The sequence below is a fragment of the Clostridium pasteurianum genome (assembly GCF_001705235.1).
In the GTDB taxonomy this organism is placed as follows: domain Bacteria; phylum Bacillota; class Clostridia; order Clostridiales; family Clostridiaceae; genus Clostridium_S; species Clostridium_S pasteurianum_A.
In genome coordinates, this window is record NZ_MCGV01000001.1 from 1,463,779 (window position 1) to 1,481,032 (window position 17,254).

The following is a 17,254-nucleotide window of genomic DNA, read 5'->3' on the forward strand; positions in this document are numbered from 1 at the left end:
AATAAAAATACCCTATCTGATTAAGCACGGCCCATTTTTCCATACCTATCTGATAGGGTGAAATTCACTTTAATATTAGTTCAGATCAATCTTTTTAATTAAAGTTAACATTCATATTTTCTAAATACTAAAGAGAATTTAGTATATTCTCCTTTTCTACTTTCAACTAAAACTTCGCCTCCATGTAAATTCATTACGTGCTTTACATAAGCAAGACCAATTCCAGTACTTGTTCGACTTTTACTTCCATAGTATGGTATAAATATTTTATCAAATTCATCTTCCTCAATACCAATACCATTATCATATATTTCTGCAACAACATTTTTATCATTCTCATATACCTTAATATCTATTTCATTGCTATCTTTATTTTTATCTATGAATTTTATAGAATTATCAATAAGATTAACAATACATCTTTCTATCCAAATTTCTCTTCCCTTAATTGTTTCAACACCATCCTCAGGTATATCAAATTTTAAATTTTTGAATACTACAGAATACTCATCAACAATTTTTGCACAAACCAATGCTAAATCTACATTTTCTTTATTAGTAGATAAACTAGAAGTGGACATAGCTAATATATCACTTATAATACAATTTAATCTATCTATGTATTTTGTTGTTTCACTACTATCTTCCCCTATTTCAATTTTGCCTCTTAAAACAGCTAAAGAATTTCTTAATTCATGAGATACATAAGAGTTTAATTGCTGCATGTTTTCATAAGATGACTTTATTTTTTTCAAAGCATCGTTATAGGCTTCTGTCAAATCATAAATCTCATCTTTAACTTTTTGGGGGGCAATAAGTTCTATAGTTTTAAGATTGCTTTGATGCTTAACCATTGTTGTAAATTCAATTAATGGTTTCAAAGCAAATGAGGCATATTTTTTACTTAAAATAAAATTAACAAATGAAATTATAATTATCACTATTCCTATAATTATAAAAAATCTACTATACAAATTTGTAATAATTACTTTTTCAAGTTTATTTTCAGAAAAACTTGTAACTTTATTATTTACTATGCCTTTTGGAATCGTATTATTAAAATCCTTATTTGAGTTTTTTTTTCTTAAAATAACAATATTTCTATTAGAATTTTTAATACTCCTCTTTTTGGGTGCTGATATTGTATTTCCTGTACTTTCACCATTAAAAATAATACTTGATATAATAGGATTCTTATATATATTAAACTTTAAAAATGAGAAAAATAAAACTATACAAAAAATAATTGAAAGTATTGTAAGGAAACTATACAATACTGCAATTCTGCTCCTTATTTTGAGCATATCTTGTACCCTCTTCCTTTTATAGTTTCAATTAACTCTTCTCCATTTTTATGTTTTAATTTTCTTCTTAAATTGGCAATATGCACTCTAATTACATTTGTAAATTCATTTGTACTGCTATCCCATACATGTTCGATAATTTTTTCAGCAGATACTATATTAGGATAGCTGTAACTTAGTAACTCTAATATATCATATTCTCGTGCTGTCAGCTCAATAATATCATCTTTCACCTTTACAGTTTTTTCTTCACCATTTACAGTTAAATTTCCTATTTTCACAACATTAGATGACTTATTGTAATTACGTCTGATTAATGCTCTAAGCCTTGCACTTAACTCTTTTAATTCAAAAGGTTTTCCTAAATAGTCATCTGCTCCACTATCTAACCCAAGTATCTTATCTTCAGTATCTGTTCTAGCGGTTAACATTATTATAGGTGTATTTATAAACTTTTCTCGAATATTTCTACAAAGAGTTATTCCATCTATTTTAGGAAGATTAATATCCAAAATAACAGCATCATATACATTCGTTTCTATGTAATATAAGCCTTCCTCTCCATCAAACGCAACATCAGATACATATTCATACTTTTCTAATCCTTTAACTAATACCCTACTTAACTCTTTGTCATCTTCAACAATTAATAATTTCATATTTACTCCTTTTAACTTTCCTTGAAAAAGGTATCAATATAATACAGTTTTCATTCACCATTATATTTCTTTTGTGTATAATTATACCAAATAAATATTATTAAATCAAGTTAGTATTTTCCTCCCACGCAATAAAAAAAGGATTTCTCGCATAATAAAAATCATGTGAGATACCTTACACTAATTTTTATACACCAAAAATAACTGTGTTTAAATTTACATTTAGATTATCAGAACTATACCAGTGGCAGTTACATGTTCCATCATCTCCCGAAACCGATTGTGATGCCCATGTACCTGCACACGTACATGCACAACGATTTACCTCTGTTGAAAATGTTGTAATATCTCTTCCTGCTGGATTTACTAATTTCATAATTTTCACCCATTTTCTTTTAATAATTTATAATAAATATCAATTTCCCCTTATGTACATTATGAATAGTCATCTGCACCACTATTTAACCCAAGTATCTTATTTTCAGTATCTGTTCTATCTGTTAACATTCTAACTAATGCCCCACTTAACTCTTTATCATCTTCAACAATCAAATATTATTAAATCAAATTTCACCTTAACTAACTATATCAACAGAATTGTCCAAATATCCTTTTGCTTGCATATTATATAACTTTGAATAAAGTCCATTTTTTAACATTAAACTATTATGAGTTCCTTGCTCAACAACTGTACCTTCATTTAACACTATTATCAAATCAGCCATTTTAACTGTAGAGAATCTATGAGATATTAATATGCTAGTTCTATCTCCTATTAATTCTTTGAAATTTTTAAACAATTCATACTCTGTTTCAGCATCAACCGAAGCTGTTGGCTCATCTAAAATTAATAGTGCTGAATCACTCATAAACGCCCTACTTATTGCTAGTTTTTGCCATTGACCTAGTGATAATTCCACTCCATTTGACCATAATTTTTCCAACTTTGTATCAAATTTATTTTTTAATAATTGAATAAAATTATAAGCGTTTGATTTTTTAGCTGCACACTCTATTTTTTCCATATTATTAAGTTCGTCTATATTTCCAAACCCTATATTTTCTTTAACTGTAAATGGATATTTCATAAAATCTTGAAATACTACATTTATACATTTATATAATGACTGTAGGCTAAATTCCTTAATATTTATTCCATCAATACATATTTCACCTTCTGTTGGTTCATACAGCCTTGATAAAAGTTTAATAACTGTTGTTTTACCACATCCATTTAGTCCAACAAGCGCACAATTTTGATTTGCCTTTATTTTAAAATTAACATTTTTCAGCACATATTTATCTGTACCAGGATACTTAAAAGATACGTTCTTAAATTCGATACCATCTTCTATATTGTTCTTAAACGTTTTTGCTTCTTTTTTTTCTACTATTATTGGTTTTAAATCTAATACATAAAACAAATTTTCTACATAAAGATTATTTGAATACAACTCTGCCACATTATCTAAAGTACTTTTAATTGAATTATCTACACTAGTTACTGCAGACATATACATATTCATTGATCCTATAGTTAATCTTCTAGTAATAGTAGTAATTATTATATAGATCTTATAACCATACGAAATAAGCACACTTAAACAATCAGCAACACCTAAATACCCAAGTCTCTGTTTCTCAACAGATTTATCCTTATCAATATTCCCCTTATATATAGACAAGATCAGTTTTTCAAAATATTTGTTTAGTCTACTTAATTTTATTTCTTTAACACTATTATAGTGGAGCATTAGTTTCTGAAGATTTTGTGCAAATCTAGTTTTTTCTATTCTCGAACTATAAACATTATATCTAAATCGAGATATTTTTACATTTAAGAAAAATATAGGAACAGATGTTACTATACACAAAATCAGCATAATAGGGCTTAATTGAATTACAATTGCTATAGACCCTACCAAAGTGGTGAAACTCTTTACAACTTCCATTAATTCATTTATAATCGCCATTGCAGAATATGCTGATTGATTATTTGCTTTTTCAATTTTATTATAGAACTCACTATTTTCAAAAAAAGAAAGATCTAATTCATTTGATTTTTTCAACAAAAGTTTCACTATGTGGTTATTTACAATTTTTACTTGAATTGTTGAGTAATATGTATTTACTCTCTGAACTAATTGAGAGAAAATAGCAACTGCAAACTCTACACCTAACCACAAAAATACTACATTATAATATTTGTGATTATTGGGATTACCTAAAACTGTAACAACACTATCAATCAAATATTTAGAAATTATTAAATTTAAAGGACTAGTTACACCATTAATAATAGCAACTAAAAGTGTAATTATTAAGCTTATCTTTGAACTATCCCATAATAATTTTATTGTTTTTAATATAAATATAACTACCTTTTTTGTTTTATTAATATATTTTTTAATTTTTACCATGTTATTAGCATTCCTTCCCATACAACAAAAAATAAGATTTCTCGCATAATAAAAATTATGCGAGATACCTTATACTAATTTTTATACAGCAGCATTAGCTGAGTTTAAATTTGCATTTTCATTATCACTGCTATACCAGTGGCAGTTGCATCCACATGTTACATCATCTGCTCTGTTATATCCTGATGACCATGAACCTGCGCACATACATGCACAACGGTTTACCTCTGTTGAAAATGTTGTAATATCTCTTCCTGCTGGATTTACTAATTTCATAATTTTTTCCTCCCCATTTTCTTTTAATAATTTATAATAAATATCAATCTCCCCTTATGTACATTAGGCGCCTTTAGAAAGATTAATTTTATTAGCAATTTAATCTGAATATTCTATCAAGTTCATCTTTATCTTTAGATAAACCTTCTTTACAATTTAGTGATATTAGCATATTCTCATTTTTTAAAGTCTTTTCTATGATAATATTGAAATCCCTAAATGATATTTTTTTAATAATAGAACAACATAAATCATATTCATGCTTAACAGAAATTAATGGCTCATTATATAAATAATTATTTATACATTCTTTAGTTATAATTTTATTACTAGCCACTTTATTATTACTATAATATTCTGTTAGCTCATATAAAAAATTTTCTTTATATTCTGTAAATTGTTTTTCTGAAATTCCATAAAGTTTTAGTTTTCTTATAATATTAAGTACATGCTTAGCTTTCTCAAGAATACCTTGTTTAACTTTTAATTCTAAAATATTAAAATTCAATTCACTTAACAACATTTCTGAAACAAATTTTAAATTACTAAAATCCACTTTGTTATTTCTTAATGCTTCTTCAATATATTCTTCAATCAATATCAAAGCAAAATAATTTATTATTTTTAACTTTAAATCTTCCATGGATTTATAATTCAAGTTTGGTTTTAAATAATATAACTGCATTTCATCATAATTAATATTATCAACAATGTTCAGTAATACTTTTTTTGAACTTATACTGTGCTTAACTGTTGGTTTTAAATAATTTAAATCACATCCTTCAATAGTTAAAAATATTTTCTCTAATAATTTTTTAACTTTGTATTTTTCAATTGAACCTACTATGAAAACAGCACTATTTTCTGGCTTGTACAAATTATTATGAAACCTTTGTACTTCTTCAAAACTCAAATTAAGAATGCATTCTAAATTTCCTAAAGGCAGTTTATCTTTTATATCTTCAACTCTAATTAGTTCAGGTAAAATAGCTTGCTGTAATTTAATTTTTGATGTTTTGCTTTCATTAATTATTTCCATTTTCAATTCTTCTTTTATTGAATTCATGCTTGTCCTCACAATATTACGTCCATTTAATATGTTCTTAAAATTATTTAAAACATCTTCAATTGCATCCACTTCACAATTCAAAAAATAAACTGTTTCTTCAAAATCAGTATAACCTAACATTAAATTATTTTTATTTGATTTATTTTTAAATGCAAAATCACTATTATAAATACACATATGTTCAACAAAATGAGCTATTCCATTTTTGCTGCTCTTTTCCATTAAGGATCCTACTTTAACCACTAACGATACTCTTACTAATTTTTCTTTAACATCATTATTATATATATAATATTTAATACCATTTCTCAAAGTTCCTGATTCTAATTGATCTACTTTATTATAATTTAAATCATTATTTAATCTCATAATAATAATTACTACTCCACTTTAATTTTATTTAAATATTCTAATTCCTTGGGGTTAATTTCTAAACATTTATGATATAATATCAAATATTTTTCCATATTCTCTCTAACAAAGTTACAATAGTATCTTTTCTTCCTCATATTAACTTTTTGATCCTTAAAACTCATAGCATAACATATTTGGCACAGTCTAGATGCCCAACAATTTTTACAATCATTTATCGATTTATTTGCATAATCTTCCACTAATAACTCTTTTATTTTTTTCTTATTTATTCCATCATATACATTCCCTATTACTGGTGACCCGTCAATCCTCTCACACACTAAAAAATCCCCATTTGTGGAAACATATATCTTTCTTCCACCAGGAATACAACATGCATTTAAATTATTATCCTTAATATGCTTTATCAATATTGGTCTATTATGAATTCTTATGAATGGTGATTCAACAGCTCCTCTTAAGAAAAACTCCTTATCTTCTGAATTTTTCACTTTATTTAAATACGTTTCTGCTGACCAAATCCTCAAATAGTCAGTAACGCCTCCAGTTTTTTCAATCATTTTCTCAACTTCATCATAATTAACATCACTTACAGTTGGGTATGTTACATTTTTATTGATTTTTTCAGGCAACCAATCCAAACTTTTAAAAAAGTTATCTATTTTTTTAATTTTCTCAAATGAAAATGGCCTATTAAAAACCATGCTTAACGTTAATCTATTTTCTGTATCCTCACCAAACGCATCTACTACATACCTTAAACCTCTTATTGCTCTCTCAAAGCTTCCCTTACCATTAATATCTCTTCTTGAACTATCATGAATTTCTTGAGGTCCATCTATACTAGCAGTTAAACTAAATCCTTTTACAGATGCTATATATTCAGCTATTTCTTTTGTCATTAATGTTAAATTGCTTGTAACTGAAAAGGTAACTTCTTTATCTGTAATTGTTTTTCTTGCATAATCTACACACTTTTTCAGCAAATCAAATTTTATAAGTGCTTCTCCTCCATAGAACGTTACAGCAACACCTTTTTCTTTATCTCCATGTAAATTAATATAATCAATTGCCCTCTTAGCAACATCTTCCGTCATGTCGTTTTCGTTAAAATTTCTTCTTTCTGTATAATCATTAGAATAAATACAATACGAACATCTTAAATTGCACTTACCTGTTAACTCTAATACAATTTGTCTTACCTTATTATCTAACTCATCATCTAATTCTTCAAAATGACCTGGTGACACAAACTTAAATTCATTACCGCCTTTTAAAATATCTTCTTGTTCTATAGAATCCTTTATATTTGCCATTGCCTCAAAATATTCTTCTTCGTTAATTTCATTCTTTAAATTTGCTATTTCATCTATTTTCCCTGTTATGATTTTTTTCAAAATTTTATATTCAAGTTCGCTGCAATTTAAAACTTTACTAGTTCCAGTATCATAAATATAACAAAGTGAATCTGTTTTAAAAAGCTTGGCTAATACTCTTGGACTATTCGTATTTTTTTTAAAATATTCAATATACTCATCCTCTTTGCTGAGTGAACATTCCATCTTCATTTCCAAATTTCATTCCTCCTTGAAGTTTCTTTATACTTTTTATTTTTAATTACTTTACAAAATTATTTCCGCCTATTTATTCAATTAAATGCTTAATATGGTTTTTACTGGGTTAACCCTTTACTAATATAATAGTATTAGACAATATTTATTTCAATAGGTTTTCCTTAATATTACGCTTATTTGACCTATAAATACCTTTTTTGTATTATATTACTTATAAGTAAACTTTTATGCTATTTAAGTAAAATTAAGGTATAAATAAGTAAAAATAAATTATCATTGTTAAAAATAACACATTACTAAATAATTTTGGATTCATAACATATCAGGGCAGAAATCGAAAATAAGTTTTAGTATTGATGACCCTAAACAATTTAATAGTAACTTTATAAAGCGGATAAATAATCTAATTATTGGGTACGTCTTAAAATTTGTATAAAACTACAAATCTCGGTATCAGATCATTCTACTTTTGCAAGATTTCGCAGTCTTCACCTTGCACCATGTGCAAAAACAATCATAGCTCCAATTTCAAATTTTTTTTATGAAATTGGAGAAGTACTGTGAAATGATATATTTATCTATGGTACAAAATAAAAGCATATGATAATAAATAGGATAGTAAATATACTACAATCAGTAAATCATGGCATTAGCATTAGACAAATCTACGTGTTTTAAATATACTGAGGCATTAAGAATATTAATTTACATCACAAATAATATAAGGGGCTTTACCCGTCAACTTATTACAAGTAAACTACTCTGTACAAAGGATAATTAGGTTTATTATGAATTATTTTTTACAACTATTGACAATTTTTAGAATAGTATTGTATTATATATGTCTATATAGTATATTTAATAAAATAATCAACTTATTTAATCTAAACTAAGTACACATGATTTTAATTATTAATTAATTGCACTCACTATTTCGTATAGTACTTAATAAGTCTTTCATATATCTCCTTGAAACATAGCACCTCTCCCCATTTACCATATTTATTATAAATTTATTTTTATCGATTGATTTTATATTTCTTATATTTACAATATATGATCTATGTACCCTATAAAAATATATCGGTATTAATTTTTCTATCTCTCTTAATGATGAGTAAAATTCAATCTCTCCATCAAAAGTATGAATTTTAATCCTGTGATTCTTATTTGTTTCAAAAAATAGGATTTTATTAAAATTTAATTTAACAACTTTGCTTCCAACATCTACGAAAGCATACTTTTTTTTAGTATTTTCACTATTTTTATAATTATTATATGCCTCTAATAAACATTCACAAATTTTAGGTTCTAAATTTTTAGCATCAAACTTAAATATATAATCCATTGCTCTTACCTTATATTTAAAAGTTAACATAACTAGTTCTGCATGAGCTGTAACAAATACAATATATCCACTAGTATCATATTTTCTGATAATACGAGCAAGCTGAATTCCATTAAGTTCACTATTTAATTCAACATCTAAAAAATATATAGAATTTTTATTTTCTATTCTTGATACATACTCAATTATGCGTTTAGGATCAAATGTGCTACATGTAATATTTATATCTAAATTAAATCTATTTATTTCTTCCTTAATGATATTCTCAATCTTAGTTTTTTGAATATAATTGTCTTCACAAATTATAACATCCATAAACACCCTCACCAACCTTAATTTATTATTAATTTTTTGCACTTATTATACCATTTATTTTACAATTATTCAATTTTTGCCTATATATGCTAATATATTATATTTTAAATTTATTCTATCGTTTTTCAAAACCATAAGTTTCCTAAGATCATAAAAAGAATGTAGTTTTTAATATATACCATACCAAAAACTACATTCTTTCTTTTATTAGCAACTTATAATAATTATAAATACTTGAATTATCAAACTCTTTTTAAATCACACTAACTCCTTATGTAAAACACCATATAATAAATCAAATTTGCGCATAAAATTCTAAATGCACCCTCTACTTCTCCACATAGTTTTTTACTTGCTTTATAATCATGTTTATTGTGCCATCACCATTTCTTTTGACTTCAAATCTCGATGAATCATTATAGGTTTCTTCATTTATGTACAAATCTATGTCCCTATCAATTTTTAGCCTTGTTCTTTTCATTTTGTTTTCTACCCAATGTTTATCTAATTCTATTTTATCGTCATTTACTCCCTGCTTTTTAATAAATGTAACAAAATCATCTTTAGCTTCTTGGTTCTCTCCAAAAATTTCATTAGATACTTCATTTATATCAATAGCATCGTCTTCCTTAAGTTTCTTTTTAATGGTTCTTCTAACTGTTTCAGCTTCATCAGCATTATCCTTAAAATTCTTCTGAGTCCACTTTTCAGCAGACTTAACAAACTTTTTAGTTAAATCTCTTTCATTGTCTATTATCCTGCATCCAATATATTTATCCATAAAATAATTAGCTACATATTCGTCTTCTTCTTTTTTACTGTTTCTTTTATCTATTATCATCAAATCAAAATTATTATCTTTACTAATTGGTTTTATAAAAACACACTTTTGTATCTTTTGTCCGCTTGCAGGCAGACCTACAAACTGAGGTATTATATTTATTTCAACTTTGTCATCTATAACATCAACATTATGAGTATAATTTTTCACATAATCCATCTTTAGAACAGCTAACATTTTACCATATTCTGTGGATATAGATACTGTTAAAAGATCACAGGAAGGTATACTCCCATTTAATTTCATAATGTCAAAAAGTTTTACTGCTAGATCCTTTGACACACTTACTATATCATTTCTCCCATTTAAACAATCATCAGCTAATTTTTTTATGACATTTTCTTCAGAATTAAAAACAGCATATTTAAGTTCTTCATCCTTCAAGCATTTCTGTATGTGCTTCAGTATATATTCATAAGTTTCATCATTAAGTTCCATTTTAGTTTCATTAAAGACGACCTCATCTGAACTATTATCTAGTATATGGATAACAGCTTCATTTATAGTCACTTCATTTACATATTCCAATTATTCTCACCACTTTAATAATTAATTATATCTTATAATTTAAGCATCATAATTTATAATGCCTTTTGAATTAATATTATAACATACTGTTAAATTCTTTAAAATTACCAATATTAAAATCCTATATTATGATATAATACATAATATATAATAAACCACTTTATTTATGGGGTGAAAACATTGAAAGAAGCTGAAACAAGAATTATAAATATAGACGTAACTAAAGTACGAACTATATTAAAAAATTCAAATATAATAAATGTAAAAAAAGAAAACCAGACAAATGAAATATATGACTTTCCTGACGGAAAACTTTTAAACGAAAAAGGTTATGCAAGAATAAGAACTGTTGAAAATATGCTCGACAATTCTATGCATTACTATATGACTGTTAAGAAAATGTTAAGCCAAGAAAAATTTAAAGTAATGGAAGAACATGAAATAGAAATAAGTAGTCCTTCAAAAGGATCCGAAATTTTCGAAGCTTTAGGACTTATAAAAAATCAAACTATAAAAAAATATAGGGAAAGTTATGAGTATAAACATTCACTCATAGAAATAGATATAAATGATAAATCCTTCTGTCCTTTTCCATACATAGAAATAGAAACTGCTTTCGAAAATGAACTAGAAGAAATAGTTAAACTTTTAGGCTATTCAATGAAAGATACAACTTCTAAAACAATATATGAAATACTTGGTGAAAAAGGAGCTCGCGGTTTATAATGTTTGGATATGTCCTTCCTTTAAAAGGAGAACTAAAAATAAAAGACTACGAAAAATTTAAATCATACTACTGTGGTCTATGCTTATCCATAAAAAATAATTATGGAAATTTACCTAGGCTTGTATTAAATTACGATATGACTTTTTTGGCTGTTCTTTTGGACTCACTTGAGGATAAAAAATGCAGTTTTTTAACGGGAAGATGCATTGCACATCCCGTTAAAAAGAAATACTTTATAGTAAGTAACAAAGCAGTTGATTATGCTGCCTTTTGTAATATATGCTTAGTTTATTATAAACTAGTAGATGATGCTTATGATGATAAAAATTTAATGAGCAAATTAAAATCTATTCTTCTTAAAGTGTACTTTAAAAAATTTCCCGGTGAATTTAAAAATTATGGTAATTATATTAAAAAGAGGCTTTCGGAACTAAATCACCTTGAAAAAAGCAGTAAACCCTTAAATATTGATGAAATTTCTCATCCCTTTTCAGATTTAACAGGATTTATAATTTCTTCTTATGCAGATAATAAATCTTATAGGGACATATTATATCAATTAGGGTATAATTTAGGGAAGTGGATATACATAATAGATGCTTTTGATGATCTTAAAGATGATATGAACTCGAAAAAATTTAATGCTATAAATAAAACTATGAATAAAAATAATGAACCTTTTGAAGATTTAGTAAAGGATATATCTCCTAAAATATCTTTTATATTATCAATGTGCGGTCAAAATTGTCTTAACAACTTAAATAAGCTTCCACTCAAAACAAATCAGGATATACTTTTCAATATTCTTCAATATGGTTTGCTGGATAAAATGAAAAATCTTAATTTATAATGCAATTGTGCTTAAGGAGTGATAATAATGGATAATCCATACAAAGTACTTGGTGTAAATGAAAATGCATCACAAGATGAGATAAAAAGAGCCTACAGGGAACTTGTTAAAAAATACCATCCAGATAAATATGTAAATAATCCTTTAAAAAATCTAGCAGAAGAAAAAATGCGAGAAATAAATGAAGCCTATGATTATTTAACAAAAAATTCTCAAAATAGCACATATTCAAATAGTGGAAGTAGTTATGCTAATAATAACAGCAGTGCAGATTATTACTCTATAAGAAATGACTTAAATCGCGGTGATGTAAGTTCAGCTGAAAGAAAATTAAATAGCATAAACAGTCAGGATGCAGAATGGTTTTTTCTAATGGGAAATGTTTATGCTAGAAAAGGCTGGTACGATAATGCCTTAAATTACATACAAAAAGCATGTAATATGAATCCAGGAAATCGTGAGTATATGGCTGCACTTCAAAATTTACAAATGATGAATAACTCTTATAGAAGACCTTATAATATGCGTGGCTATTCCGATAGAGATTCCTCATTTTGTGACTTGTGTGTAAGTTTATGGTGCGCTGATACATTATGTAACTGTATGGGTGGAGGATGTTAATATAAGGAGGTGTAATCTTGAGTAAAACTCAAAGCCTAACAAGAGGCAGCATATACACAGCTATATGCGTAATACTAATTTATTTATCTACAATTATACCTGCTAGCAAACTTTCATTTTTAGCAGCAGCAGCACTCGTGATTCCTCTTTCTATACTTACAATTGGAATAAGGAATTCACTAATGGTTTACGCAGCTTCATCAGTCTTAAGTATATTGCTTCTTGGTTTTAGAGAAAATGTATTAATTTATATTATACTCTTTGGAAATTTTGGTTTTGTAAAATTATATATAGAAAAATTAAGAAAGTTACCTGTAGAAATTTTCCTCAAATTAATTTATTTTAATGTGGATATTTTTATAATATATGCAGTGTATAAAACTCTGTTTTTAAGCGGCTCTCACTATGATCTTCCATTATATATAATTCTTATAATCTTAGAATTTATTTTTTTAATTTATGACTATGCAGTCTCACTTTATGTAGTCTATATAAATAAACATATTATAAAAAATTTAAAATAGGCATTGACATATTTTAAAAAATTGCTATAATATTAATTGTTGCTGTTAACAGTATAGCAATTTAATATTGCCCTATAGCCAAATTGGTAAGGCACCTGATTCTGGTTCAGGCATTGTGTAGGTTCGAGTCCTGCTAGGGCAGCCAAAAGCTTCAACGTAAATGTTGAAGCTTTTTATTTATTTTAAAACTTGACAATAATTTTTAATTAATCTATAATATTTTATAATTATATTTTAATAAATAAAAGCTTTGAACAAGAATATTAGCATTTCTTCTATTTTAAGAGAGCTGTTGTTTGGTGAAAAACAGCATAGAAAAGTGTGAACTCGCTTGGGAGCTTATTTGCAGAAAAGCAAATACGGTTAAAGCCGTTAATTTTCTAAGTGGGGTATTTCCTAACTTGAGTGGTACCGCGGAAGTAATGCTTTCGTCTCAATATTAAGAGACGAAGGCTTTTTTTATTTTAAATGATTTTGTCAGAAATGTATCTAAATCTTAAAATGGGCTTAATGCCCTGTAAAATTTCTAGTTATATTATTTTATAGGAGGTTTATTAAATGAGTACTTACAGTACAGAAATTGATAAAAAGTGGCAAAAAAAATGGAAAGAAACAAATGTTTATAAGTTTGATGAAAATAATTTAGAGAAAAAACTATATGTTTTAGAAATGTTCTCCTACCCTTCTGGTGCGAGACTTCATGCAGGCCACTGGTTTAACTATGCACCAGTAGATTCATGGGCAAGATTCAAGAAAATGACTGGTTATAATGTATTTCAGCCGATGGGTTTTGATGCATTCGGTCTTCCAGCTGAAAATTACGCTATAAAAACAGGAATTCATCCTAAAGATTCTACTTTAAAAAATATTGAAACTATGGAAAAGCAACTAAAATCTATGGGAGCAATGTTTGATTGGGATCACGAAGTAATAACATGCATGCCCGATTATTATAAATGGACTCAATGGTTATTCCTAGAACTATATAAACACGGTCTTGCATATAGAAAAAAAGCTGCCGCAAACTGGTGTCCTAGTTGCAATACCGTATTAGCTAATGAACAAGTAGTAGATGGCTGCTGTGAACGATGCGGAACAGAAGTTGTTAAAAAGGACTTAACTCAATGGTTCTTTAAGATAACCAATTATGCTGACGAACTTTTACAAAAATTAGATGAGCTAGATTGGCCTGAAAAAACAAAAGCAATGCAAAAACACTGGATTGGTAAATCTAAAGGTGCTGAAGTAACCTTTAAGGTAGCTGATAGTGATATTAACTTTGATGTATTTACTACAAGAGTAGATACTCTATGTGGTGTAACTTACGTAGTTCTTGCACCAGAAAGCCCTCTTGCAGACAAACTTACAAAACCAGAATATAAAGAAAACGTTGAAGCATACAAAATTCAAGCTCAAAAACAATCTGAAATTGAAAGACAGTCTTTAACACGTGAAAAAACCGGAGTATTTACAGGATCTTATGCAATAAATCCTATAAACAATAAAAAAGTACCTATATGGATTGCAGATTACGTAATATATACATATGGTACTGGTGCAGTTATGGCTGTTCCTTCTCACGATGACAGAGATTTTGCCTTTGCAACTAAATACAATCTTCCAATAATACGAGTCGTTGAAGGTGGAGATGAGCTTCCTTATACCGGATATGGCAAACTTGTTAATAGTGATGAATTTAATGGTCTTCAAGGAAACAAAGCAAAAGAAGCTATCGTAAATAAACTTGCTAAAGAAAACCTTGGCAGATGGAAAGTAAATTACAGACTTCGTGACTGGCTTGTTTCAAGACAAAGATATTGGGGTGCTCCAATTCCAGTAGTATACTGCGATAAATGTGGAATAGTTCCTGTACCTGAAAAAGATCTTCCAGTGGAACTTCCTTATGATGTTGAATTTAAACCTACTGGTAAATCACCTCTTGCAACTTCAGATAAATTTATGAATACGACTTGTCCTCACTGCGGTGGTCCTGCAAGAAGAGAATCAGATACATTAGATACCTTTGTATGTTCTTCATGGTATTATTTAAGATATGCAGATAATAAAAACAGTGATAAACCTTTTGACAAGGAAAAAATAGATAAAATGCTTCCTGTTGATAAATACGTAGGTGGTCCTGAACATGCATGTATGCATTTGCTATATGCTAGATTCATAACAAAAGCTTTAAGAGATATGGGATATCTTAATTTTGATGAACCATTTTTATCGCTAAGACATCAAGGCTTAATCTTGGGACCTGATGGTCAAAAAATGAGTAAATCAAAAGGAAACACAATTTCACCAGATGATATTATAGAACAATATGGTTCTGATGTATTTAGAATGTACTTAATGTTTGGCTTCGACTATGCTGAAGGCGGAGCATGGAGCGATGACGGCGTTAAGGCAATGGCTAAATTTGTAGATAGATTCGGAAGAATGGTTGAAGCTTCCCATGAGGAAATAAGCAATCCTAAAAACACAAAAACTGATATGGAAAAAGATGAAAAAGAATTAAACTATGTTAGAAATCATTCAATTAAATCAATAACAACTGACATGGATAAATTCCAATTCAATACATGTATAGCTAGACTTATGGAATACACAAATGCACTATCAAAATATTTAAATGTAAATAACAAAAACAGTGAATTGCTTAAAGCTGCCACTATCGACATATTAAAATTAATAGCACCATTTGCACCTCACTTTGCTGAAGAACAGTGGAACGTAATGGAGATGGGCTATTCAATCTTTAATCAGAAATGGCCTGAATTTGATGAAAAAGCACTTGTAAAAGATGAAGTTGAAATAGCTATTCAAGTAAATGGAAAGATAAAAAATAAAATCAATATTTCAACTAGTTTAAGCGAGGATGAAATAAAATCTGCCGCTTTAAATGATGAAAAAATTAAAGATGCAGTTAGTGGAAAAAATGTAGTAAAAGTAATAGTTATAAAAGGACGTCTTGTAAATATCGTTGTGAAATAGCAGTGATTTGTAACATAAAAAAGATTCTATAAATCTAAGGTAAAAAAATCGTAAAATCCTAAGAGCTTTCAATAACTCACTAGCGTTCAAACAAATTGAAACCTCTAAGTATTTTACGATTTTTTCACCAAGATTTATTAGAGTCTTTTTTAATCGTTACAAATCACTGCTATTTCACTTTATGGGTAAGGCAAGGAAAATATTCCTCCGTGCCTACGGAATATTGGGCATAAACCTAGTTTACTTTAAACTAATTTATGCATTAATCAATAATTAATGCATGTTAAATAAGGATAATGTGCTAAAGTCTAAACCTAATGTATGATAAAATTAAAATTTCTAAGCCCTTTTATAATTTAGAGCAAGACTTATTGAGCTTTATTTAAATTGTTCCCAAAATTCTATTATTTCACTTCATGAGTAAACCAAAGAAAATATTCTCCGTGCCTACGGAATATTATTATACAGGGCTTTGGCTGAAGCTATTATCTTTCTTTGCTCCTAATAAGTACTCTTTAATAGTACGACGCTTAGTGCTGACATTGCTTCGCTTGTCAGTAGGTGTGATGGCAGCAGTTAAAAACTAAGAATACCTTATATCTGCTTTATGCGCGTTATCCTGTTAACCTAGTGTAATCTATTTAGACCAAAGACACATTATTGAAATTCCGTAGGCACGGAGGAATTTCTTCCTTGCCTTACTCCATCTAAAAGAAATAGTTTTCTCGAGACAATTTAAAAAATGAGCAATAAATCTTAGTGTCTAAAGGCTAAAGGGCTTAGAAATTTTAATTTGTCTGAGCTTTTTTTCAGCGAGTTATTAAAA

General features: G+C 27.7%; 14 protein-coding genes, 1 tRNA gene and 1 other annotated feature. Of the genes, 6 read left to right on the plus strand and 9 right to left on the minus strand.

Annotated elements, in window-relative coordinates; genetic code table 11:
- Nucleotides 1–104: 104 nt before the first annotated feature.
- From BEE63_RS06420 to BEE63_RS06460, 9 genes are all read right to left on the minus strand, one after another.
- Entirely contained in the window at nt 105–1,304 is a 1,200-nt protein-coding gene (locus tag BEE63_RS06420) for a sensor histidine kinase (protein WP_066020592.1), read from the minus strand.
- Complete coding sequence (locus BEE63_RS06425) at nt 1,292–1,963, minus strand: response regulator transcription factor (RefSeq protein ID WP_066020593.1); 672 nt, start codon at nt 1,961–1,963, stop codon at nt 1,292–1,294. The genes BEE63_RS06420 and BEE63_RS06425 overlap by 13 nt, the downstream gene beginning before the upstream one ends.
- A gap of 187 nt (nt 1,964–2,150) precedes the next feature.
- Nucleotides 2,151–2,339, minus strand: a complete 189-nt coding sequence (locus tag BEE63_RS06430; protein ID WP_066020594.1) for a CA_C0660 family putative sactipeptide bacteriocin — start codon at nt 2,337–2,339, stop codon at nt 2,151–2,153.
- Between the two features lie 199 nt (nt 2,340–2,538).
- Nucleotides 2,539–4,383, minus strand: coding sequence for an ABC transporter ATP-binding protein (locus tag BEE63_RS06435; RefSeq protein WP_066020595.1), 1,845 nt, complete (start codon nt 4,381–4,383; stop codon nt 2,539–2,541).
- 81 nt (nt 4,384–4,464) lie between these two features.
- Nucleotides 4,465–4,659: a CA_C0660 family putative sactipeptide bacteriocin gene (locus tag BEE63_RS06440; protein ID WP_066020596.1), complete on the minus strand. Its 195-nt coding sequence runs from the start codon at nt 4,657–4,659 to the stop codon at nt 4,465–4,467.
- A gap of 91 nt (nt 4,660–4,750) precedes the next feature.
- Nucleotides 4,751–6,097, minus strand: a complete 1,347-nt coding sequence (locus tag BEE63_RS06445) for a M16 family metallopeptidase (protein WP_066020597.1) — start codon at nt 6,095–6,097, stop codon at nt 4,751–4,753.
- 11 nt (nt 6,098–6,108) lie between these two features.
- Nucleotides 6,109–7,671, minus strand: a complete 1,563-nt coding sequence (locus BEE63_RS06450) for a radical SAM protein (RefSeq protein WP_081312646.1) — start codon at nt 7,669–7,671, stop codon at nt 6,109–6,111.
- A gap of 922 nt (nt 7,672–8,593) precedes the next feature.
- Complete coding sequence (locus tag BEE63_RS06455) at nt 8,594–9,340, minus strand: LytR/AlgR family response regulator transcription factor (RefSeq protein WP_066020599.1); 747 nt, start codon at nt 9,338–9,340, stop codon at nt 8,594–8,596.
- A gap of 328 nt (nt 9,341–9,668) precedes the next feature.
- Entirely contained in the window at nt 9,669–10,709 is a 1,041-nt protein-coding gene (locus BEE63_RS06460; RefSeq protein WP_066020600.1) for a nucleoid-associated protein, read from the minus strand.
- Nucleotides 10,710–10,889: 180 nt separating this feature from the next.
- Between BEE63_RS06460 and BEE63_RS06465 the strand changes: the two genes are divergently transcribed.
- The 6 genes from BEE63_RS06465 to leuS all read left to right on the plus strand — a co-directional run bounded on the left by BEE63_RS06465 (nt 10,890) and on the right by leuS (nt 16,428).
- Nucleotides 10,890–11,435, plus strand: a complete 546-nt coding sequence (locus tag BEE63_RS06465) for a class IV adenylate cyclase (RefSeq protein ID WP_066020601.1) — start codon at nt 10,890–10,892, stop codon at nt 11,433–11,435.
- Nucleotides 11,435–12,286, plus strand: coding sequence for a DUF5685 family protein (locus tag BEE63_RS06470; protein WP_066020602.1), 852 nt, complete (start codon nt 11,435–11,437; stop codon nt 12,284–12,286). The genes BEE63_RS06465 and BEE63_RS06470 overlap by 1 nt, the downstream gene beginning before the upstream one ends.
- Nucleotides 12,287–12,313: 27 nt before the next feature.
- A complete protein-coding gene (locus BEE63_RS06475) occupies nt 12,314–12,907 on the plus strand; it encodes a J domain-containing protein (protein WP_066020603.1) in 594 nt (197 codons plus the stop codon).
- A gap of 17 nt (nt 12,908–12,924) precedes the next feature.
- Nucleotides 12,925–13,431 carry a hypothetical protein gene (locus BEE63_RS06480; RefSeq protein WP_066020604.1) on the plus strand — a complete coding sequence of 169 codons (507 nt, stop codon included), beginning with the start codon at nt 12,925–12,927 and terminating at the stop codon, nt 13,429–13,431.
- Between the two features lie 68 nt (nt 13,432–13,499).
- Nucleotides 13,500–13,576: transfer RNA gene (locus BEE63_RS06485), tRNA-Gln, on the plus strand.
- Nucleotides 13,577–13,672: 96 nt separating this feature from the next.
- Nucleotides 13,673–13,870, plus strand: a binding site (T-box leader).
- Nucleotides 13,871–13,989: 119 nt separating this feature from the next.
- The gene (gene leuS, locus BEE63_RS06490; protein WP_066020605.1) at nt 13,990–16,428 is read left to right on the plus strand and encodes a leucine--tRNA ligase; all 2,439 of its coding nucleotides are present in this window, start codon (nt 13,990–13,992) and stop codon (nt 16,426–16,428) included.
- Nucleotides 16,429–17,254 lie beyond the last annotated feature (826 nt).